Source organism: Streptomyces sp. NBC_01198 (assembly GCF_036010485.1).
In the GTDB taxonomy this organism is placed as follows: Bacteria; Actinomycetota; Actinomycetes; order Streptomycetales; family Streptomycetaceae; genus Actinacidiphila.
Genome location: NZ_CP108568.1, coordinates 7,113,153 through 7,134,770, shown reverse-complemented (window position 1 = coordinate 7,134,770; position 21,618 = coordinate 7,113,153). Strand labels below are relative to the sequence as shown.

Annotated in this window: 17 protein-coding genes; 9 read left to right on the top strand and 8 right to left on the bottom strand. The window is 73.0% G+C overall.

The genetic code is table 11. The annotated features are described in order from the left end of the window. Nucleotides 1–92 precede the first annotated feature (92 nt). The 3 genes from OG702_RS31650 to OG702_RS31640 are packed head-to-tail and all read left to right on the top strand — an operon-like array spanning nucleotide 93 to nucleotide 3,063. Entirely contained in the window at nucleotides 93–881 is a 789-nt protein-coding gene (locus OG702_RS31650) for a (Fe-S)-binding protein (RefSeq protein WP_327292377.1), read from the top strand. Then, the gene (locus OG702_RS31645) at nucleotides 878–2,359 is read left to right on the top strand and encodes a lactate utilization protein B (RefSeq protein WP_327292376.1); all 1,482 of its coding nucleotides are present in this window, start codon (nucleotides 878–880) and stop codon (nucleotides 2,357–2,359) included. Before OG702_RS31650 ends, OG702_RS31645 begins: the two co-directional genes overlap by 4 nt. Continuing rightward, nucleotides 2,356–3,063 carry a LutC/YkgG family protein gene (locus OG702_RS31640; RefSeq protein WP_327292375.1) on the top strand — a complete coding sequence of 236 codons (708 nt, stop codon included), beginning with the start codon at nucleotides 2,356–2,358 and terminating at the stop codon, nucleotides 3,061–3,063. The genes OG702_RS31645 and OG702_RS31640 overlap by 4 nt, the downstream gene beginning before the upstream one ends. On the opposite strand, the gene OG702_RS31635 is transcribed toward OG702_RS31640, so the two are convergent. Both OG702_RS31635 and OG702_RS31630 read right to left on the bottom strand, forming a co-directional pair. Beyond that, nucleotides 3,029–3,409, bottom strand: a complete 381-nt coding sequence (locus OG702_RS31635; protein WP_327292374.1) for a DoxX family protein — start codon at nucleotides 3,407–3,409, stop codon at nucleotides 3,029–3,031. The genes OG702_RS31640 and OG702_RS31635 overlap by 35 nt on opposite strands. A gap of 92 nt (nucleotides 3,410–3,501) precedes the next feature. Then, complete coding sequence (locus OG702_RS31630) at nucleotides 3,502–5,382, bottom strand: ABC transporter ATP-binding protein (protein WP_442814631.1); 1,881 nt, start codon at nucleotides 5,380–5,382, stop codon at nucleotides 3,502–3,504. Between the two features lie 46 nt (nucleotides 5,383–5,428). Here OG702_RS31630 and OG702_RS31625 point away from each other — a divergent pair, with 46 nt between their 5' ends. After that, a complete protein-coding gene (locus OG702_RS31625; RefSeq protein WP_327292372.1) occupies nucleotides 5,429–5,926 on the top strand; it encodes a MarR family transcriptional regulator in 498 nt (165 codons plus the stop codon). An 88-nt stretch (nucleotides 5,927–6,014) separates the two neighbouring features. Here the strand turns inward: OG702_RS31625 and mscL are convergent, their stop codons facing one another. Both mscL and OG702_RS31615 read right to left on the bottom strand, forming a co-directional pair. Next, nucleotides 6,015–6,455, bottom strand: a complete 441-nt coding sequence (gene mscL / locus OG702_RS31620; RefSeq protein WP_327292371.1) for a large conductance mechanosensitive channel protein MscL — start codon at nucleotides 6,453–6,455, stop codon at nucleotides 6,015–6,017. A 99-nt stretch (nucleotides 6,456–6,554) separates the two neighbouring features. Further along, nucleotides 6,555–8,291 (bottom strand): carbohydrate-binding module family 20 domain-containing protein, encoded by a 1,737-nt coding sequence (locus OG702_RS31615; RefSeq protein ID WP_327292370.1) that lies wholly within the window; start codon nucleotides 8,289–8,291, stop codon nucleotides 6,555–6,557. A gap of 357 nt (nucleotides 8,292–8,648) precedes the next feature. On the opposite strand from OG702_RS31615, the gene OG702_RS31610 reads away from it, so the two are divergent. Together OG702_RS31610 and OG702_RS31605 are read left to right on the top strand one after the other, a co-directional pair. Beyond that, entirely contained in the window at nucleotides 8,649–10,496 is a 1,848-nt protein-coding gene (locus OG702_RS31610) for an ABC transporter ATP-binding protein (RefSeq protein ID WP_327292369.1), read from the top strand. Then, entirely contained in the window at nucleotides 10,493–12,274 is a 1,782-nt protein-coding gene (locus tag OG702_RS31605) for an ABC transporter ATP-binding protein (protein WP_327292368.1), read from the top strand. The genes OG702_RS31610 and OG702_RS31605 overlap by 4 nt, the downstream gene beginning before the upstream one ends. 59 nt (nucleotides 12,275–12,333) lie before the next feature. On the opposite strand, the gene OG702_RS31600 is transcribed toward OG702_RS31605, so the two are convergent. Next, on the bottom strand, nucleotides 12,334–13,128 hold the full coding sequence (locus OG702_RS31600; protein ID WP_327292367.1) for a metal-dependent hydrolase: 795 nt from the start codon (nucleotides 13,126–13,128) through the stop codon (nucleotides 12,334–12,336). Nucleotides 13,129–13,262: 134 nt separating this feature from the next. On the opposite strand from OG702_RS31600, the gene OG702_RS31595 reads away from it, so the two are divergent. Further along, nucleotides 13,263–15,776 carry a DEAD/DEAH box helicase gene (locus OG702_RS31595; protein ID WP_327292366.1) on the top strand — a complete coding sequence of 838 codons (2,514 nt, stop codon included), beginning with the start codon at nucleotides 13,263–13,265 and terminating at the stop codon, nucleotides 15,774–15,776. A gap of 54 nt (nucleotides 15,777–15,830) precedes the next feature. Here the strand turns inward: OG702_RS31595 and OG702_RS31590 are convergent, their stop codons facing one another. Next, nucleotides 15,831–16,874: a DUF6397 family protein gene (locus OG702_RS31590; RefSeq protein WP_327292365.1), complete on the bottom strand. Its 1,044-nt coding sequence runs from the start codon at nucleotides 16,872–16,874 to the stop codon at nucleotides 15,831–15,833. 438 nt (nucleotides 16,875–17,312) lie between these two features. Then, the gene (locus OG702_RS31585; protein ID WP_327292364.1) at nucleotides 17,313–17,714 is read right to left on the bottom strand and encodes a roadblock/LC7 domain-containing protein; all 402 of its coding nucleotides are present in this window, start codon (nucleotides 17,712–17,714) and stop codon (nucleotides 17,313–17,315) included. Nucleotides 17,715–18,179: 465 nt separating this feature from the next. Here OG702_RS31585 and OG702_RS31580 point away from each other — a divergent pair, with 465 nt between their 5' ends. Next, nucleotides 18,180–18,791 carry a class I SAM-dependent methyltransferase gene (locus OG702_RS31580; protein ID WP_327292363.1) on the top strand — a complete coding sequence of 204 codons (612 nt, stop codon included), beginning with the start codon at nucleotides 18,180–18,182 and terminating at the stop codon, nucleotides 18,789–18,791. Between the two features lie 272 nt (nucleotides 18,792–19,063). Then, nucleotides 19,064–19,960 carry a hypothetical protein gene (locus OG702_RS31575; RefSeq protein ID WP_327292362.1) on the top strand — a complete coding sequence of 299 codons (897 nt, stop codon included), beginning with the start codon at nucleotides 19,064–19,066 and terminating at the stop codon, nucleotides 19,958–19,960. A gap of 24 nt (nucleotides 19,961–19,984) precedes the next feature. Here OG702_RS31575 and OG702_RS31570 read toward each other — a convergent pair whose 3' ends face one another. After that, a complete protein-coding gene (locus OG702_RS31570) occupies nucleotides 19,985–21,364 on the bottom strand; it encodes an FAD-dependent oxidoreductase (RefSeq protein ID WP_327292360.1) in 1,380 nt (459 codons plus the stop codon). Between the last annotated feature and the right edge of the window lie 254 nt (nucleotides 21,365–21,618).

Here is a 21,618-nt window from a genome sequence, read left to right as displayed (position 1 = left end):
TGTCTCCTTCCCTGGGGAAGGGGATTGCGGCAGTATGAGCGCATGCATGATCGAGATCAGCCCGGCCCGCGCCGGGGCGCCACGGAGGACCCATGCGTGTAGCACTCTTCGTGACCTGTGTGAATGACCTGCTCTACCCGGAGACGGGGCGGGCGGTGGTGCGGTTGCTGGAGCGGCTGGGCGTGGAGGTGGACTTCCCGCCGGGGCAGACCTGTTGCGGGCAGCCGCAGTACAACACCGGTTACCGGCATCTGAGCGAGCCGCTGGTGCGGCACCACGCGTCGGTGTTCGAGGGGTACGACTACGTGGTGACGCCGTCGGGGTCCTGCGCGGCGATGGTGCGGGAGAGCTACCCGCGGATCGCGCAGCGCGCCGCCGAGGAGGGCCGGGAGTCGGCGGCCGGGCTGGCGCGCGCGGCGGCGCTGGCGGTGCCGCGGACCTACGAGCTCACCGAGTTCCTGGTCGACGTGCTGGGGGTCACCGACGTCGGCGCGTACTTCCCGCACACGGTGACCTACCACCCCTCCTGCCACGGGCTGCGGGTGCTGGGCCTGGGCGGGCGCCCCCGGCAGCTGCTGGAGGCCGTACGCGGCCTGGAACTGCGGGAGTTGCCCAGGGCGGAGGAGTGCTGCGGCTTCGGCGGGACCTTCGCGGTGAAGAACCCCCATGTCTCCGCCGCGATGGGCCAGGACAAGATCGACAACGCGGCCGGCACCGGCGCGGAGGTCCTCTGCGGCGCCGACAACTCCTGCCTGATGCACCTCGGCGGCATGATCTCCCGCCAGGGCACCGCGCTGCGGGCCGTGCACATCGCCGAGATCCTCGCCTCCACCGAGGACCAGCCCTACACCGCCCCCGAGCTGACGGGAAAGATCCGATGAGCGGTACGTTCGTGGGTTTGCCCTCGTTTCCGCAGGCCGCCGCGGTCTCCACCCAGGACACCCAGCTGCGCGCGAACCTGCGCCACGCCACCCGCACGATCCGCGACAAACGCGCCACCGCGATCGGCGAGCTCAGCGACTGGCCGCAACTCCGGGCGGCGGGCGCCGCGATCAAGGACCACACGCTGGCCCATCTCGACCACTACCTCCGGCAACTCGAAGCCGCGGTGACGGCGGCCGGCGGAACCGTCCACTGGGCCGCCGACGCCGACCAGGCCAACCGCATCATCGCCGACCTGATCCACGCCACCGGCGAGACCCAGGTCGTCAAGGTCAAATCCATGGCCACCCAGGAAACCGGCCTCAACGAGGCCCTCCAGGCCGAGGGCATCACCGCCTACGAGACCGACCTGGCCGAACTCATCGTCCAACTCGGCGACGACCGGCCCTCCCACATCCTGGTCCCCGCCATCCACAGGAACCGCCACCAGATCCGCGACATCTTCACCGACCAGATGGCGGCCTGGGGCCGCCCCGCCCCCGAGGACCTCACCGACGACCCCGCGGCCCTCGCCGAGGCCGCCCGGCTGCACCTCCGGGAGAAATTCCTCACCACCAAAGTCGCCATCTCCGGGGCCAACTTCATGGTGGCCGAGACCGGCACCCTCGTCGTGCTGGAATCCGAGGGCAACGGCCGGATGTGCCTGACCCTGCCCGACACGCTCATCTCCCTGGTCGGGATCGAGAAGACCATCCCCACCTGGCAGGACCTGGAAGTCTTCCTGCAGACCCTCCCGCGCTCCTCCACCGCGGAACGCATGAACCCCTACACCACCATGTGGACCGGCACCACCAGCCACGACGGGCCGCAGAACTTCCACCTGGTCCTGCTGGACAACGGGCGCACCGACACCCTCGCCGACACCACCGGACGCGAGGCCCTCCGCTGCATCCGCTGCTCGGCCTGCCTGAACGTCTGCCCCGTCTACGAACGCGCCGGGGGCCACGCCTACGGCACCCCCTACCCCGGCCCCATCGGCGCCATCCTCACGCCCCAACTCCAGGGCACCAGCACGCCCCTGACCGCTTCGCTCCCCTACGCCTCCACCCTGTGCGGCGCCTGCTACGACGTCTGCCCGGTCGCCATCAACATCCCCCAGATCCTGGTCCACCTGCGCGAACAGACCGCCCAGGGCGGAACCACCACCAGCCGCGGAACCCCCGCCACGGCCACGCCGGCATCGGGCCACGCCGCGATGCGCGCCGCCATGCGCGCGGCGACCTGGACGCTCACCCACCCGCGGACCCTCCATCAGGCCCAGAGCCTCGCCACCAAGACCCGGCGCCTGCACCCCAAGAACCCGCCAGGTCCCGCCGCCGCCTGGACCAACACCCGCGATCTCCCGCCGCTCCCCGCGCACACCTTCAACCACTGGTGGAAACACCACCACTCCACCGAAGGCACTCCCCAGCCATGACCATCCACCAGGCTCCCGACGGCTCCCCCGGCCCGGCTGACGGCGCGCGCGAGGAGATCCTCCGCCGCATCCGGCAGGCGCTCGGCAACCCCGCATCCACCACCCCCGATCCCACCGCCGTCCCCCGCACGTACCTCACCACCCATGTCCACCACACCCCCGAGCAACGCACCGCCCTGCTCGCCGACAACCTCACCGACTACCGCGCCCACGTCCACCACACCGACCAGGCCGGGCTGCCCGCCACCGTCGCCCGGCTCCTCAGCGAGCACGGGACGCGCACCGCCGTCGTGCCACCGGGGGTCCCCGCAGCCTGGCTCAGCGCCGCGACCGGCGTCGACGTCCATCACGACACCGACGCGGACCCGCTCACCCCGCGCCAACTCGACGCCGTCGACACGGTGGTCACCGGCTGCGCCCTGGCCATCGCCGAGACCGGCACCATCGTCCTGGACGCGGCACCCGACCAGGGACGACGGGTCCTCACCCTCGTCCCCGACCACCACGTCTGCGTCATCGACGCGTCCGGCCAGGTCGTCGACTCGCTCCCCCAGGCGCTCCCCCGGCTGGACCCCGCCCGCCCGCAGACCTGGATCTCCGGACCCTCCGCCACCAGCGACATCGAGCTCGAACGCGTCGAAGGCGTCCACGGCCCGCGCACCCTCGACGTCATCCTGGTGACGTCACCCCCGCCGAGCGGCTGACCTTCAGCGCCCAGAGCACCAGCGGCACCTGGACCGGCAGCCGGGCGTAGGCGGCGGCCCGGTAGGGGGTGCGCCGGTGGCGCCAGTCGTAGGCCATCTTGACGTTGGCCGGGAAGACGGCGACGAAGAAGCCCGCGGTGAGCAGGGCGCCCGTGCGGCGGGTCGCGGGCAGGGCGACGGCCGCGGCGAGCACGGCCTCCACCGCTCCGCTGGCCTGCGTCCAGGTGCGGGCGCTGCCGGGCAGCGCGGACGGCACCAGGGCGTCGTAGGGCTCGGGCCGGGCGAAGTGGGTGACGGCCGCGCCGGCGAGCAGGCCGGCGAGCAGCTGGGCGGAACGTGCGGGCACCGGGGCGTACCTCCTGACCGGCGGGTACGTCCCGCCGGAGCCACACCCTACTCTCCGGTAATGTCGGGCCCGCAAGGGTGCGGACGCCCGGCTCAGGGCGCGCTGGTGGCCAGTTGCGTGTCGCGTCGCACCAGAGCGGCGTAGCGGCCGCCCGCCGCGAGGAGTTCGTCGTGCGTGCCGCGTTCGACGATCCGCCCGGCGTCCAGCACCACGATCTGGTCGGCGTCGCGGACGGTGGACAGCCGGTGGGCGATGGTGAGGGTGGTGCGCCCGGCCGACAGGGTGTCGATGGCGTCCTGGACGGCCTGCTCGGTCCTGGTGTCCAGGGCGCTGGTGGCCTCGTCGAGGATGAGCACCGGCGGGTTCCGCAGGATCGTGCGGGCGATGGCCAGCCGCTGCTTCTCGCCGCCGGAGAAGCGGTAGCCGCGCTCGCCGACCAGCGTGTCGTAGCCGTCGGGCAGGCCGGTGATGTGGTCGTGGATCTGCGCGGCCCTGGCGGCGGCGTGGATCTCCTCGTCGGTCGCGTCCGGCTTGGCGAAGCGCAGGTTCTCCGCGACCGAGGCGTGGAAGAGGTAGGTCTCCTGGGAGACCACGCCCACCGCGGCGGCCAGCGTGTCGAAGGTCAGATCGCGGACGTCGATGCCGTCGATGGTGACCCGGCCGGCCGTCACGTCGTAGAGCCGCGGCACCAGATAGCTCAGGGTGCTCTTGCCGGAACCCGTCGCGCCGACGACGGCCAGGCTGCCGCCGGCGGGCACGGTCACGTCGATGCCGCGCAGGGTCGGGGCGCCGGACTCGGGGTCGTAGGCGAAGTCCACGCCATCGAAGGCGACGTCGCCGCGTACCGTCCCCAGGCTCCGCGCGCCGGGGCGCTCGGTGATGTCGAGCGGGAGGTCGAGGTATTCGAAGATGCGCTGGAAGAGCGCCAGCGACGTCTGCATCTGCACGCCGGTGGCCAGCAGCGAGACGGTGGGCCGGAAGAGGCCCTGCTGGAGCGAGACGAAGGCGACCAGGGTGCCGATGGAGATGGCGGGACCGCCGTGGCCGGTGGTCAGTCCGGCCGCCCAGTACAGCAGGGCGGGCATCGCCGACATGACGATGCCGATGACGGCCATCCGCCAGCGGCCCTGCATGTTGGAGCGCACTTCGAGGTCGACCAGGCGCTCGGACTCGGTGGAGAAGTCACGGGTGAGCGAGTCGGCCCGGCCCATGGTGCGGCCGAGCAGGATGCCGCTGACCGACAGCGACTCGGTGACGATGGCGGACATCGAGGCCATCTGCTTCTGCCGCTCGGTGGCGATCTTCTTGCGCTCGCGGCCGACCCGGCGGGCGATCCAGACGAAGAGCGGGAGCAGCAGCAGGGAGACGATGGTCAGCCGCCAGTCCAGGGCCGCCATCGCCACGACAGAGGCGATCACGGCAGTGGCGTTGGAGACCAGCGACGTCGCGGTGGAGGTAACGGTGGCCTGCATGCCGCCGATGTCGTTGGCGATCCTGGACTGCACCTCGCCGGTGCGGGTGCGGGTGAAGAAGGCCAGCGACATGCGCTGCAGCCGCTCGTAGACGGCGGTCCGCAGATCGTGCATGACGCGCTGGCCGACGGTGGTGGAGATCAGGGTCTGCAGGACGCCGAAGACCCCGGTGGCGACGGCGGTGGCGATCATGCCGAGCGCCAGCAGGCTCAGCAGGCCGGTGCGGCCCTGCGGGATCGCGGTGTCCAGGATCGCCCGCAGCAGGAACGGCGAGGCGACGGAGACCAGCGAGGACAGGGCGACCAGGACGCCGACGACGGCCAGCCGGCCGCGGTAGGGCCGGAACAGCCGCACGATGCGGCGGACGTCGGTGGGCGCGGCGGGTTTCTTCTGCGGTGGGGTCCACCGGGACGCGAGATCGTTTTCGGGGCGCAAAGGACTCCTCGGGATGTGACGGCGTGGTCGGGGGTACGCGAGTCCCCGACGAAGAGTGTAGGTCATTGTTACCTACGCTCACAATGAACTACGTCCTGCTAGGCTGTATTCCATGGACACCCGCACCACCGAGACCGCGCAGGCGGCAGGCCCGGCGCCCGCGACAGCGGACGAGGTCACCGGGCGGCTCGCCGACCAGCTGCTGCGGCTGAGCAGGCGGCTGCACCGCGCCCAGCGCCGGCTGCTCGAACCGCTGGGCATCACGCCCGCGCAGGCCAGGCTGCTGCGGACGCTCGCGCACTGCGACGAGCCGCCGCGGATGGCGGATCTCGCCCAGCGTCTGGACGTGGTGCCGCGGGCGGTGACCACGCTGGTGGACGCGCTGGAGGAGCAGGAACTGCTGCGCCGGGTGCCCGATCCGCACAGCCGCCGGGTGATCAGGATCGAGCTGTGCGACGGCGGCCGCCGGGCACTGGACGACCTGCGGAGCGCCAGGCGCACGGCGGCCGCCGAGATCCTGGCGCCGCTGGACGACGGCAGCCGGGCCGCGCTGACCGAACTGCTGGCCGCGCTCGACCCGGACGAGGGGGCCGAGCGGCGCCGCTGCTGAGGCGGCGCCGGACGCTCGCCGCAGGAGGAAAGGACGGGGCCCGGGGCGTCGCGCCCCGGGCCCTGTCCTGCCGCTGATCGGCCGGCTGCTACCGCGCGACGTCCGCGGGGCCGCCCTGGGGGGCCACCGTCGGCGGCACCGGTGCGGTGCAGGCGCTGCATCGCTTGGCCGCCGCCGGTATCGCCGTCAGGCACTCCGGGCACTCGCGCATCGGCGCGCCCGTGGCCTTCGGGAAGAACCTCTCCTGCATCCGGTTCATCGGCAGCATGACCAGGAAGTAGATCACCGCCGCGACGATCACGAAGCTGATCGTCGCGTCGATGAAGATGCCGTAGGGGAAGGTGACTCCCGAGGCGTGGAAGGTCCTGGCACTGAAGTTGCCGGTGGCGCCGCTGATGATGCCGACGATCGGGGTCAGGAACGCCTTGACGAAGCCGTTCACCAGGGCGGTGAAGGCGGCGCCGATGACGATGCCGACCGCGAGATCGACGACGTTGCCGCGGAGCAGGAAGGTGCGGAAGCCCTTCATGGGTGGGGGTCCCCTCTGTGGTCAAGATCGGTGGAAGACCACAGTGTGCCGGGTCCTGCCGCAGAGGGGTGAATCGGCGGTACGGGGCTGCGCCGGCGGTCAGTTGCGCCAGGTGTCGTTCAGTACGGCCCTGCCGCCGGCCGGGACGGTGGCGGTCCGGTTGGCGCCGGTCTCCCAGGTCACGTTCCCGCTGCCGTCCTTCCTGATGTACTTGTACTGGAAGGACGTGCCCGCGGGCATCCGGACGTCCAGCTTCCACACCGGGTAGCTCGCCGAGGACAGCAGCAGGGCGCTGCCGGTGTTCCAGTTGCCGAGGGTGGAGTTGTCGCCGACCACGTAGATGTTCTGGCCGAAGACGGTGGTGGCGTTCACCGCGAAGGACGCTCCTGCCGCGGGGTCCGTGGTGCCGCCGCCCGTCGTCGCCCCGGTGGTGCCGCCGGCGGTGCCGCACGGTCCTCCGGCGTAGAGGGCGACCGCGTCGTTGGCGCCGACGGTGGCGGTGAACCTGCCGTCGGAGCCGACAGTGTAGGTGGCGCCGCCGTGCTGGACGTCGCAGTAGGTCCCGGCGGGCAGCGAGGTGCTGAAGGTCCGGGCAAGGGCGCCGCCCTCGTGGTTGATCGCGACGAAGCCCTTGCTGCCGCGGCCGAAGGCGATGGCGTTGCTGCCGTCGTCCCACCAGTTGGTCACCGCGGTGCCGGCGACGGCGTTGCGGAAGCCGACCATGCCGGAGACCTGCGGCCACGCGTGCTGGCACTTCCAGCCGTCGCTGTAGCAGGCGTTGACCGTGCCGCCGTTCGGCGGGCCCGCGTCGTTGTTGGAGAACTCGTAGCCGGAGAACACGTTCGGCGAGCCGTAGGGCCAGGCCAGCAGGTACACGTTGGCCAGGGTGTAGGTGGCGTTGTCCTTGTAGCTGAGGGTCGAGCCGTTGCGCTCGGTGTCCCAGTTGTCGACGAAGGTGCGGGCCTTGTCGGAGGCGACGTAGCCCGCGCCCCAGGACGCGCCCCAGGTCTTCAGTGACGCCAGCTGCTGCCCGTTGAAGATCCGCTTGAGGTCGAAGGCGCCCTGGAAGGCGTCCACGTCACCGGTGTTGACGTACTCGCTCGGCTGCACGGCCTCCCCCGCGCCGTAGATCGCCTCCTGCGCCCAGTAGACGGCGGGGTTGCTGAGCTTGGACTTGATCGCGGCGAGATCGGTCTCCGCCATGTGCTTGGCGGCGTCGACCCGGAAGCCGTCGACGCCGAGCGAGATCAGGTGGTTCAGATACCCGGCGATGGTGCTGCGGACGTAGTCGCTGCCGGTGTCGAGGTCGGCCAGGCCGACCAGTTCGCAGTTCTGGACGTTGGCACGGTCCTGGTAGTTGGAGATGTTCGTCCGGCAGGTGTGGAAGTCCTGGTCCTGGTAGTAGCCGGGGTAGTTGTACTTGCTGTAGTTCGTCCCGCCGGTGCCGGTGCCGGAGCCCGCCGACATGTGGTTGATCACCGCGTCGGCGACGACCTTCACGCCGGCGGCATGGCAGGTGCTCACCATGCTCGCGAACGACGACTCGCTGCCGAGCCGGTTCTGCAGCTTGTAGCTCACCGGCTGGTAGGAGGTCCACCACTGGTCGCCCTGGATGTTCTCGGTCGCGGGCGAGACCTCGACGTAGCCGTAGCCGGCCGGGCCGAGCTGGTCGGTGCAGGCCTTGGCGACCGAGTCGTAGCGCCATTGGAAGAGCGTCGCGGTGACGTCCTTGCTGCCGGGCGGGGTGGCCTGCGCCTGCTGGACGGTGACGGCGAAAAGGCCTGCCGCCGCGACGACGGCCACGGCGAGCGAACCGTTGAGTACGCGGGATCTCATGGGCGGCTCCTTCGGTGGGCGGGCACACCGGTGCCCTGCGAAGGCAGCCACGCGCCTGGCCGCCGGGTGGGGGGAGTTACCGGAACACCGGTCCCTCGGGTTCCGCCCAGGAGCTTCCCGCCGCCGGTGCGTACACGTCAAGACGCTGGCGGAAGAACTTTCGTCGGCTTACTGCAAGGTGTTGCCGCCGCGCCGGGCGACAGGGAGAGGACAGCGCAACGACAGCGAAAACCGGTTGACCGGGCGCGGGGAATTTCGCGAAGGTTGCACGGTTCAGGACGGCACTTCGCGCGGTTTCTCCCCATCCGCCCGGCAGGCCGCCCGCTCCCGCAAGCCCCGCTCCGAGCCCAGGACACCATGACGTCCCTCCGCGATCTCCCGCTGTCCGACCCCGGTGTCCCCGACGCCCGGTCGGGCTTCCGCCTGCTGCTCTGGCTGGAGGTACGGCAGTGGCGCGGCCAGGTGCTCGCCGCGGCCTGGGGCACCCTGCACATGGCCGCGGTCGCGTCCTTCCCCGCCGCCGTGGGCATCGCCGTCCAGGCGGTGGTCGACCGCTCGGGCGCACGGCTGGGCCTGGCCGGCGCTCTGATGCTGCTGCTGGGGCTGCTCACCGCGCTCGGCGACACGATGCTGCACCGCACGGCCGTGACCAACTGGATCAGCGCCGCCGCCCGCGTCCAGCAGCTGCTGGCCGGCAAGACCGTCGAGCTGGGGGCGGTGCTCACCCGGCGGGTGGCGGCGGGCGAGGTGGTGGCCGTCAGCACCGGCGACGTGGAGAAGATCGGCTGGTTCGTCGAGGCACTGGCCCGCTTCACCTCGGCCCTGCTCGCCACCGTCGGGGTAGCCGTCGCCCTGGTGTTCTACCAGCCCGCGCTCGGTGTCATCGTGGCCGCGTCCGTGCCGGTGCTCGCCCTGGCGGTGCTGCCGCTGCTGCCCGCCGCGACCCGGCGCGCCGACCTCCAGCGGGAGAAGGCGGGCAAGGCCACGGAGTTGGCCTCCGACACGGTCGCGGGGCTGCGGGTGCTGCGCGGCATCGGCGGCGAGGACCTCTTCCTCGACCGGTACCGCCGCGCCTCGCAGCAGGTACGCGCCGCCGCGGTGCACAGCGCCCGCATGTGGGCGCTGATCAGCGCGGTGCAGGTGCTCCTGCCGGGGCTGCTGCTGGTGGCCGTCGCCTGGTACGGCGCCGGGCTCGCGCTGGACGGGCGGATCTCGGTGGGCGAACTGATCACCGTCTACGGCTCCGTGGCCTTCCTGATGATGCCGCTGCGGAACTTCGAGGAGATCGCCATGGCGTGGTCCTTCTCGCGGCCCTCGGCCAACCGTGCGGCCCGGGTGCTGTCGCTGCGGCGGGGACACGAGGGCGCGGTGCCGTCCGCGGCGGAGCACGGCGGCGTCCTGCGCGAGCCGGCCGGGGAGTTGCACGATCCGCTGACCGGCCTGCGCGCCGCGCCCGGGCTGCTGACCGCGGTCGTCTGCGGCGACCCGGACGCCGCCGGGCGGCTGGCGGACCGGCTGGGCGGCCACAGCCCTTCAGGCGCCGGCACCGAGCCGTCGGCGACCCTCGGCGGTCAGCCGCTTGACGCGATGCCGCTGCCCGCGGCCAGGAAGGCCGTGCTGGTCCAGGACAAGGACCCGGTGCTGCTCTCCGGCACGCTCGCCGAGCTGCTCGCGGTGCCGTCCTCCGGTCGCGTGGAGCCCGGCGCCGCGCTCGCCGCCGCCCAGTGCGGCGACGTGCTGGACGCGCTGGTCCAGTCGATGGTCGACCCGGGCGACGGCGCCGGCCCGGCGGATCCGATGGGCGCGCGGATCACCGAGCGCGGCCGGTCGCTGTCCGGCGGTCAGCGGCAGCGCCTGGCGCTGGCCCGCTCGCTGGTCGCCGACCCGGAGGTGCTGGTGCTCGACGAGCCGACGTCGGCGGTCGACGCCCACACCGAGGCCCGGATCGCCCGCGCCCTCGGCGCGGTCAGGACCGGTCGGACCACCGTCGTGCTCACCTCGAGCCCGCTGGTGCTCGACTGTGCCGACCGGGTGGTCTTCGTCGACGACGGCGCCGTGGCCGCCGCGGGCGACCACCACGAACTGCTGCGCACCTACCCGCGCTACCGCGCCGTCGTCACCCGGGAGACCGATCCGCAGCCGGGGCTGGTCCCGGCGCCCGCCGGCGCCGCGCGCCCCACCGCCACGATGGAGGAGACCGCATGATCGGCGTGTCACCGCCCGACCACGACCCGGACGCGCCGCAGCGGAGCACCACCCTGCCGGTGGGCTCGCCGGCGACGGTGCGCGCCTACGTCCGTGAGCTGGCCAGGCGGCACCGCGGCTCCTTCGCCCTGCTGGTGGGGGTGAACACGGTGGCCGTGCTGGCCTCGATGGTCGGTCCCTACCTGCTCGGCGGGCTGGTGCAGGACCTCTCCGAGGGCCGGCGGGACGTGCATCTGGGCCGGGCGGTGGCCTTCTTCCTGGCCGCGCTGGCGGTGCAGGCGTATTTCGTCCGGCTGGTCCGGTTGCGCGGGGCGGTGCTCGGTGAGCTGATGCTGGCGGACCTGCGGGAGGACTTCCTGGTCAGATCGGTGTCGCTGCCGCCCGGCGTGCTGGAGCGCGCGGGCACCGGCGACCTGCTCTCCCGGATCACCACCGACATCGACCGGCTGGCCAACGCGATGCGCGAGGCCGTCCCCGAACTGGCCATCGCCGTGGTCTGGGCGGGGCTGCTGATCGGCGCGCTCGCCGTCACCTCGCCGCCGCTGGCGCTGGCGGTGCTGGTCGCCCTGCCGCTGCTGCTGGTCGGTGTCCGCTGGTACTTCCGCCGCGCCCCGCAGGCCTACCGCTCGGAGGCGGCCGGCTACGCGGCCGTCGCCGCGGTGCTCGCCGAGTCCGTCGACGCCGGCCGCACCATCGAGGCGCACGGGCTGGGCGACCGCAGGCAGGAGCTGTCGCGGCGGCGGATCGGCCAGTGGGTGGCCTGGGAGCGCTACACGATGTGGCTGCGCACCGTCCTCTTCCCGGTGATCAACGCGACCCACACGCTGATCCTGACCTCGGTGCTGATGATCGGTGGCGTCTTCGCCCTGCACGGCTGGGTGACGGCCGGCGAGCTGACCACCGGCGCGCTCTACGCCCAGATGCTGGTCGACCCGGTCAACCTCATCCTGCGCTGGTACGACGAGCTGCAGGTCGCCCAGGTCTCGCTGGCCCGGCTGGTCGGGGTGCGCGAGGTGGCGGAGTCGGCGGGGGACGAGCGGATCTCGCCGCAGGGCCGGGAGGTCGCCGCCGACGAGGTGCGTTTCGGCTACCACCAGGGCGGCGACGTGCTGCACGGCATCACCCTGAACGTGCCGCCCGGCACCCGGCTGGCGCTGGTCGGCCCGTCGGGCGCGGGCAAGTCGACGCTCGGCAGGCTGCTGGCCGGGATCTACGCACCCCGGACCGGCGAGGTCACCCTCGGCGGCGCGGAGCTGTCAAAGCTGCCCGCCGAACGGGTCCGCGAGCATGTGGCCCTGGTCAACCAGGAGCACCACGTCTTCGTCGGCACGCTCCGCGACAACCTCCAGCTCGCCAGGGCGGCCGCGGTGGACGACGAGCTGTGGGAGGCGCTGGCCGCGGTGGACGCCGACGACTGGGCGCGGGCCCTTTCCGACGGCCTGGACACCGAGGTCGGCTCCGGCGGCGCCGTGCTCACCCCCGCGCAGGCCCAGCAGCTCGCGCTGGCCCGGCTTGTGCTCGCCGACCCGCACACCCTGGTGCTGGACGAGGCCACCTCGCTGCTCGACCCGCGGGCGGCCCGGCATCTGGAGCGCTCGCTGTCCCGGGTCCTCGACGGGCGTACGGTCGTCGCCATCGCGCACCGGCTGCACACCGCACACGACGCCGATGTGATCGCCGTGGTCGAGGAGGGCCGGATCAGCGAACTGGGCAGCCACCACCAGCTGGTCGCCGCCGACGGCGCCTACGCGGCCCTGTGGCGGTCCTGGCACGGCTGACCGGCCCGGCGCCCGCCGTCCACCGTGCCCGGCCGCCGCGGGGCACGACGGGCGGGAGGTCAGCCGATGAGGCCCAGGGCGCCCAGGGCGCAGCCGCCGCCGACGATGAAGAAGACCGGGGTGAGAACCTTGATCTCCACCCAGCTGCCGGCCCGGAAGCGCATGAACCTCGGCGGGCCGACCGGATACCAGCGGCGGCGGCCGATCGGGATCGGCCACAGGACCGGGCAGCCGGAGACGGTCAGCGCGTCGCCGACGCAGTGCACCAGCGAGCCCAGCACGATGGGCAGCCCGATCCACAGGTAGTGCTGGCCCGGCTGGGTGAACAGCCAGTCCTTGCCGTTGCCGGGGTCGTCCAGCACGTCGGCGAGCATCCACGCGCTGGTCGCCCCGAGCAGCCACACCAGCACGTCGCTTGACATCCTGGCCTGCCGCCAGAGCAGGCCCTCCACCGCGAGCACCATGTGGATGAAGAGGATGACCAGCACCGCCCAGCGGCCGCCGAGGACCGCGGCGGCCGAGAAGCCGCCGCCGACCAGCACCGCCCACAGCCAGGTATGGGTGAGGGTCCGGTGGCCGCCGGCCCGCCGCGGGTCGCCCTTCTTGCGGGTCGCCTTGTAGGCGGCGTGCGCCAGCCGGTCCACGATCCTGCACAGCCCACGGGACAGCGGGCCGAAGGCCCGGGAGATCGTCGCCGCCTGGTGGTCCAGGTCGGGGGCGAGCGCCGCGCCCGCGCAGATGAGGGCACCCACCAGCACCGTCGGCCAGGGCATCGGGTGGTCGAGGGCCGCCGCGATCGCTCCGACCCCCAACCAGGCGGCCGCTCCGGACAGTGAGTGCGCAGGTCCCATCATGGTGCTGCTCCATCCCCCTGAAGTGCCGCCCGCAGGCGGAGTTGACGCTCGATCGAGGGCACACACTATCGCCGATGATCACGGCCGCCTCCTCCGGTTCCGCCTGTGACGGCTGGGACAGGCAAGATGGTGGGGTGACCCTTATCGATCAGCTGCCGTCCGATGCCGACCCCGATGCCCTCTTCGAAGCGTTCTCGACGTGGGCACAGGGGGAGGGCATCTCGCTCTACCCCGCCCAGGAGGAGGCGCTGATCGAGGTGGTCTCGGGTGCGAACGTGATCCTGTCCACCCCGACCGGATCCGGAAAGAGCCTGGTCGCGGCGGGTGCGCACTTCGCGGCGCTGGCCCGCGACGAGGTCACCTTCTACACCGCGCCGATCAAGGCACTGGTCTCGGAGAAGTTCTTCGACCTGTGCAAGCTCTTCGGCACCGAGAACGTCGGGATGCTGACCGGCGACGCCTCGGTCAATCCCGACGCACCGGTGATCTGCTGCACGGCGGAGGTTCTGGCCTCGATCGCACTGCGGGACGGCAGGACGGCCGACGTCGGCCAGGTGGTCATGGACGAATTCCACTTCTACGCCGAGCCGGACCGCGGCTGGGCGTGGCAGATCCCGCTGCTGGAGCTGCCGCAGGCGCAGTTCCTGCTGATGTCGGCGACGCTCGGTGACGTCTCCCGCTTCGAGGAGGACCTCACCCGCCGCACCGGGCGGCCCACCACGGTGGTGCGCTCGGCGACCCGTCCGGTGCCGCTGAGCTACGAGTACCGCAGCACCCCGCTGACCGAGACGCTGACCGAACTGCTGGAGACCCGTCAGTCGCCGGTCTACATCGTGCACTTCACCCAGGCCGCGGCCGTCGAGCGGGCGCAGGCGCTGATGAGCATCAACATGTGCACCCGGGCCGAGAAGGACGCGATCGCCGATCTGATCGGCAACTTCCGCTTCACCACCACCTTCGGCCGCAACCTGTCGCGGTACGTCCGGCACGGCATCGGGGTGCACCACGCGGGAATGCTGCCGAAGTACCGCCGGCTGGTGGAGAAGCTGGCGCAGGCCGGACTGCTCAAGGTGATCTGCGGTACGGACACGCTCGGCGTCGGTGTCAACGTGCCGATCCGCACGGTGCTCTTCACCGCGCTCACCAAATACGACGGCCAGCGGGTCCGGGTGCTGCGCGCCCGTGAGTTCCACCAGATCGCCGGCCGCGCGGGCCGGGCCGGTTTCGACACCGCGGGCTTCGTCGAGGCGCAGGCGCCCGAGTACGTCATCGAGAACGAGAAGGCCCTGGCGAAGGCCGGCGACGACCCGAAGAAGCGCCGCAAGGTGGTGCGCAAGAAGGCGCCCGAGGGCTTCGTCGGCTGGTCGCAGGCCACCTTCGAGAAGCTGATCGGCTCCGACCCGGAACCGCTGACCTCGCGCTTCCGGGTCACCCACGCGATGCTGCTGTCGGTGATCGCCCGCCCGGGCAACGCCTTCGACGCGATGCGCAGCCTGCTTGAAGACAACCACGAGGACCGCCGCGCGCAGCTGCGGCACATCCGCCGGGCCATCGCCATCTACCGCTCGCTGCTGGCCGGCGGAGTGGTGGAGCGGCTGGCCGAGCCCGACGCGGAGGGCAGGATCGTCCGGCTGACCGTGGACCTGCAGCAGGACTTCGCGCTGAACCAGCCGCTGTCGACCTTCGCGCTGGCCTCCTTCGAGCTGCTCGACCCCGACTCCCCCTCCTATGCGCTGGACATGGTCTCGGTGGTCGAGTCGACGCTGGACGACCCGCGGCAGATCCTGGCCGCCCAGCAGAACAAGGCCAGGGGCGAGGCGGTGGCCGAGATGAAGGCCGACGGCGTCGAGTACGAGGAGCGCATGGAGCGCCTGCAGGACGTGACGTACCCCAAGCCGATGGAAGAGATCCTGCTGCATGCCTACGGCGTGTACCGCAAGAGCCACCCGTGGGTCGGTGACCATCCGCTGTCCCCCAAATCCGTGGTGCGCGACATGTACGAGCGCGCGATGACCTTCTCCGAATTCACCTCGTACTACGAGCTGGCCAGGACCGAGGGCATCGTGCTGCGGTATCTGGCCGGCGCCTACAAGGCGCTGGAGCACACCGTGCCCGACGACCTCAAGTCCGAGGACTTCCAGGATCTGACCGCCTGGCTCGGCGAGCTGGTCAGGCAGGTCGACTCCAGCCTGCTGGACGAGTGGGAGCAGTTGGCGAACCCCGAGGTAGAGACCGCGGAGGAGGCCGCCGAGCGCGCCGACCAGGTCAAGCCGGTCACCGCGAACGCCCGCGCCTTCCGGGTCCTGGTCCGCAACGCGCTCTTCCGCAGGGTGGAGCTGGCGGCGCTGGAGAAGTACCACCAGCTCGGCGAGCTGGACGCGGAGTCCGGCTGGGACGCGGACACCTGGGCCGACGCGATGGACGCCTACTGGGACGAATACGACGACCTGGGCACCGGCCCCGACGCCCGGGGCCCGAAGCTGCTGCAGATCGAGGAGCAGTCGGCACACGGCCTGTGGCGGGTACGCCAGACCTTCGCCGATCCCAACGGCGACCACGGGTGGGGCATTTCGGCCGAGGTGGACCTGGCGGCCTCCGACGAGGAGGGCCGGGCGGTGATCAGGCTCACCGACGTCGGCGAGCTGTGAGGGCGCCGGCCCGGCGCCCGCACGGCACACCGGCCGCCCGGCGGCCTGCGGCGCTCACCCGCCGCTGAGCTGCCTGCGGCCCCGCAGCAGCCTGCGCAGGCTCCGCCGCGGCCGGTCCTCGACCAGCCACGGCCCGGGCGAGGCGGCCGGCAGCGGGTCCCGCACCGGCGGCGACGCGGCGGCCACCGGGCCGGACGGCGGATAAGGCCGAGTGGGCTGCTCGCCGCGGACCGCGCCGGGCGGCGTATCCGGCAGGGTGGGCTGTTCGCCGCGGACCGCGCCGGGCGGCTGCCGCAGGTGCTGAGGTCGAGGGGCCGGTTCCCGGTCGCGCGCCCGGCCCAGGACGGCGGCGAGAGCGACCAGGCCGAGCGCGATCTCGTCCGGATGGTCCGCTGTGGTGAGCCGTCCGATCAGTGCGGCGTCCGCCATCGGCCCGGGGCGGCCGGGCGGCAGGCCCGGATGGATTCCGCGCAGCACGGCGCGTTCGTACGGATCGGGCACCGCCGAGGCGGTCATCTGGTCCCCGAGCAGCGCTGCCCACACCGCGGCCTCCTCCCAGGGGCCCGGTGCGTCCCGCACCAGCTGGGCCACCCGGCGGGAGCGCCAGCCGCGCGGCCGCTGGTCCTCCTCGTCGGCCGCCTCGCGCAGCGCCGCGGGCAGCCGGCCTGCCAGCAGCGCGGGACTGCCGAGCGCGAAGTCCCGCAGCTCGCTGGCGAGATAGAGCCAGACCAGGGCGCGGTAGCGGTTGACGTACCAGCGCACCGGGCGGAGGCAACCGGCTCTGGTCAGCCGGACCAGCCGCTCGCGGCTGATCCCCAGCAACTCCGCACCTTCCGTGGTGTTGACCAGCTCGATCCTCGCCAGCAGGGCCCGCGTCCCGCCCACCGCCTCCCTTACTCTGGCGATCTCCTGCTCGGGCACCCGCGTCCGATCCGTGCCGCCGCCGACCGTGGCGATCTCGCCGAGCAGCAGGGCCAGCTCGAAGGCCGGTGCGTCCAGGCCCAGTTCCTCCCGTGCCCGGTTCAGGGCCAGGGTCCGTGGTGCACCCGGATCCGCGCCGCGCGCTGCCGGCGAACCCGCCCCGCGCGCGCGGGCCACGCCAGTCGCCCTCCCCGCCCTGCCAGCCGCGCCCGCCTTCCCGGTCACGCGTGCGCTGCCGGTCGCGCCCGGCCGGACCGCCGCCCCGGCCTTGCCGCCCACGGCCGCCGGGCCCCTCGCGCCGACCGCCCCCGCAGGACCCCTCGTGCCCGCGCCGCCGACCGCGCCGCCGCCCACGCCAGTTGTCGTCGTCATCACTGTCGTCACTCCCCCCGCCTCGTTCAACTACCGACAGTGACGACTCTAGCGCGCAGGACGAACACCCGTTCCCAGCCCTGTGGATAACTCCCGTTTCCGCAGCTCAGCGCCTACGGCAGCCCCCGGCCTCGACGGCTCAGCCGCCCGACCCGGCTCAACGCCGTAGCCCGCCGCCGCCCCGAAGAGGCCCGGCTCGCAGCTAGCGGTGATCCCCTGGGGCACAGCGCCCCGGCCTCGGGGTCAGTAAGGAGAGCCCGGCCCGCGCGCGGCGACGCCCAGATGCTCGCCGACGCGGTGCACCAGCAGCGTCATCTCGTAGGCCACCCGGCCGACATCGGCCTCCATGCCGCTGAGCACGGACAGGCAACTGCCGTCGCCCGCCGCGGTCACGAACAGGTAGCCCTCGTCGAACTCGACCATGGTCTGCCGGACTCCGCCGGTGCCGAACTGCCGTCCCGCGCCCTTGGCGAGGCTGTGGAAGCCGGACGAGACCGCGGCCAGATGCTCGGCGGCCGGCCGGTCGAGGTCGCCGCTGGCGCCCGTGACCAGACCGTCGTTGGACAGGACGAGCGCGTGCTTCACATGCGGCACTCGCTGTGTCAGATCGTCGAGCAGCCATGCGAGCCTGTTGCTCACCGTCATCGCCCCTGCCTCCCGTCTCCCCTGCCCTAGAGCCTGTCGCGCCGGGCGCGCTTCGGCAACCCCGCCTCGGCGCGCCGCGTCCACAGAACTGCCGGGCGGCGGCCGGCAAGGGCGGGATTCAGCCGCGCCACGACGCATACCCGGCGATCCCCGCCCCGACCAGGCAGATCGCCGCCGCCACGGTGCCGCGGCGTTCCTGACGGTGACCGTCGGCGACCACGCCCCGGAGGAAGGGGCCGCCACCGAGGCGGCGCCGCGCGGCGCCGGAGCGCCGCACCGGCCGGCGCCGGGCTGGCGGGGCGCGGCGAATCCGTGGAGGCCCGGGGCATGCGGCCCGTCCCGGCCCTCCCGATATCGCGGTGCTCGCCCGCCCGTTGGACGGTCCATCGGGCCCTGCCGAGCTCCGGGACGGCGGGGCGATTGACGAGGGCGCCGGAACGCAGGGTGATCATGCCACCATGAGGCATGGCCAGTATCGGAAGCGAACGGCAGCACGTGCGGCTCTTCTTCGCCGAGCGCGCCACGGGCTGGGAGACCCGGTATCCCGACGACACGCCCGCCTACGCGGCCGCGGTCGAGGCCCTGGAGGTGCCGCCCGGCGGCCGGGCGCTGGACGCGGGCTGCGGCAGCGCGCGGGCGCTGCCGCTGCTGCGGGCGGCGGTCGGCCCGGCCGGCACGGTGGTCGGCGTGGACCTGACGCCGGAGATGCTGGGTGAGGCCGTGGCCCTGGGGCGGCGCGCGGACGGCGCCTTGATCGAGGCGGACAGCGCGCAACTGCCGCTGCGCGACGGGACCTTCGACGCCGTCCTCGCGGCCGGCCTGGTCCACCACCTGCCCGATCCGGCGGCGGGGCTGCGGGAGCTTGCCCGGGTGACGAGGCCGGGCGGCCGGCTGGCGCTTTTCCACCCGCTGGGGCGGGCCGCGCTCGCCGCCCGCCGCGGCCACGACCTGCGTGCCGACGACATCCGGGCCGAAGCCCGACTCGGCCCGGCGCTGTCCGCGACGGGTTGGCGGCTGGCACTGCTCGACGACTCCGCGGAGCGCTATCTGGCGGTCGCGGTCAGGCGCCCGCACTGATCGCCGCCGCGTAGGCCCGCGGATTGCCGAACATGACGCAGTGCCCGGCGTCCGTGACCACCTGGAGTCCCGACCCGGCCGGACCCGCGGAACTCGCCGCGGCCGCAAGCCGCGTTGGCCACGCACGACGGCCCCGGCCGCGCCGGAGGGCTGTGTGCGCTCCCGCGCCCGGGGCGTGCGCCTCCTCGCCCCGCGCGGGCCGCGCGACCCCTCGACGCGGACGTTACCGGCTGGTTAGGGTGCGCGGACCGGAACGAGAGGGAGGGCGTCACATGGCCGCGGCGGAGAGCACGGGGGACGACGAGCTGTTCGTGCTGACGGCCGCGATGCTGACGCCGGAGCGCTTTCCCGGCGTCCTCGGCGACGACTATCCCGCCGCCTGCGCGTATCTGGGCCTCGACCCGCTGCCGTACGGCTACGGCCTGATGTTCGGTCAGGACGGCGGTGGCGCCCGCTGGACGGTCGCGACCACGGACGCCGCCATGGTCGCGTGCGCGCTCGCCGCGTGGGACTGCGGTCTTGAGTACGAGCTCTCCCCCGAGGACGACACGCTGGCCGCGTCGCTGCCCGGCTGGCCGTTGCCGGTCGCCGTGTCGGTGCCGGGCATCCCGGGGCCGCACGATCCGGCGGACGAGGAGGCGGGGCCCGCCCTCGCGCCGCCGGACGTCTCGGTATGGGGCCCGCCGCAGCGGCGGATGGGCGCGGACGAGATCGCGATCCGGTGGTTCGAGTGGCGCGACCAGTTGCTGCCGGCGGACGCCCCGGAGGCGGACTCCCCGGACTCCGCGGCGAAAGCACGCACCGGGGCGGCCGGCGCACACGACCGGACGACACGGGGCGCCGCGAAGGAGGGGCGAGAAGCGCGGGCCGGCACCGCGGACACCGACGCGGCGGCAGCGCCTGCGCCCCCGGTCGCCCACGCCGGTCTGCGCCGCGCCCTGCAGGGCGCCGAGGAATACCTCCGCACCCCTCCGCCGCCCGGCCGGGTACGCACCACGGCGGGCTCGCTGCGGGCCGACGGGCCCGGGTGGAGCCTGGTCGCCAGGACCGACGACGTCGCGTTCGTCCTGCTCGACGAGGCGCCCGGCGAGGTGCTGCCCGTCGGCCGCGGCCCCGCGCTGCCGCCGCTGCTCGAAGCCCTGGACAAGCTGGCGTCCGCGGCGTCCTGACCCGGAACCCGGGCGGCGGACCGGTCAGTCCGCGGCGATGTCCGCGGCGACCGCGACGGCGGCCTTGCGGGCGGCCACGAGCACCGGGTCCCAGACCGGGGAGAAGGGCGGGGCGTAGCCGAGGTCCAGGCCGAGCATCTGCTCCACCGTCATGCCCGCGGTCAGCGCCACAGCCCCCACGTCGACCCGCTTTCCCGCGCCCTCGCCGCCGACGATCTGCACGCCGAGCAGCCGCCCCGTCCGGCGTTCCGCGAGCATCTTGACGGTCATCGGGTCCGCGTCCGGGTAGTAGCCCGCGCGGCTGGTGGACTCGATGACCGCGGTCACGAAGCGCAGTCCGGCGGCGCGTGCCTGGGACTCCTTCAGCCCGGTGCGTGCGATCTCGATGTCGCACACCTTGCTGACGGCGGTGCCGACCACGCCGGGGAAGGTGGCGTAGCCGCCGCCGATGTTGGTGCCGATGATCCTGCCGTGCTTGTTGGCATGGGTGCCAAGCGCGATGTGCTGGAGGGCGCCCGAGACCAGGTTGAGCACTTCGACGCAGTCGCCGCCTGCCCAGATGCGCTCGGTGTCGCGCACCCGCATGGCGCGGTCGGTGAGCAGGCCGCCGTGCGCGCCCAGCGGCAGCCCCGCCGCGGCGGCAAGGCCGGTCTCCGGGCGTACGCCGAGGCCGAGCACCACCAGGTCCGCGGGGTGCTCCGCGTCGTCGGTGGCGACCGCCCTGACCCGGCCGTCGTCGCCGGTGAGCACCGCGCGGACCGGGGTGCCGGAGACCACGAGCACGCCGAGGCCTTCGAGCGCGCCGCGCACCAGCCGCCCCATGTCGGGGTCCAGGGTGGTCATGGGCTGCTCGTTCCGGTCGATCAGTGTCACGGCCAGACCCCGCTGGAGCATCGCCTCGGCCATCTCCACGCCGATGTAGCCGCCGCCGATCACCACGGCGTGGCGCACTCCCCCGCGGTCCAGGCCGCCCAGCAGCGCCTCGCCGTCGTCCAGGGTCTGCACGCCGTAGACGCCGGGCGCGTCGATGCCGGGCAGCGGCGGGCGCACCGGCACCGCGCCGGTGGCGATGACCAGGTGGTCGTAGCCGGTCCACTGCTCGGCGCCGTCGGCGTCCCGGCTGCGGATCCGGCCGCGTTCCTGATCGATCTCGGTGACCTCGGTACCCAGCCGCAGGTCGATGGCCCGTGCCCGGTGTTCCGCCGCGGTCCTGGCGATCAGGGTGTCGCGGACCGGCACGGTACCGCCGATCCAGTACGGGATGCCGCAGGCGGAGTACGAGGTGTGGTGCCCGCGTTCGAAGGCGACGATCTCCAGGTCGTCGTCCGCCCGGCGGCGCCGCGCCTGGGAGGCGGCCGTCATGCCCGCCGCGTCACCGCCGATGACCACCAGACGCTCCGTCATGTCCCGTGCCACTCCTCTACGACCGGTGCCGATCGGATGCAGCCGGCGCACCCGCACAGCACCTTACGTGCGGCTGAGCGGCAGGCCCGTACGCACCTCTTTACGTCACTCACATGTCCCAGTAACCTCACGAAGGTTCTTGCAGCAAATTGCGCAAGAAATCCGGCCGTTCGTTCCGTGGCGCGCGGAGAGGCGGCGTCCCCCGACATCGGCCGCCTGCGCGGCCCCGGTCGGAACGCGGCCCCGGGCAAGAT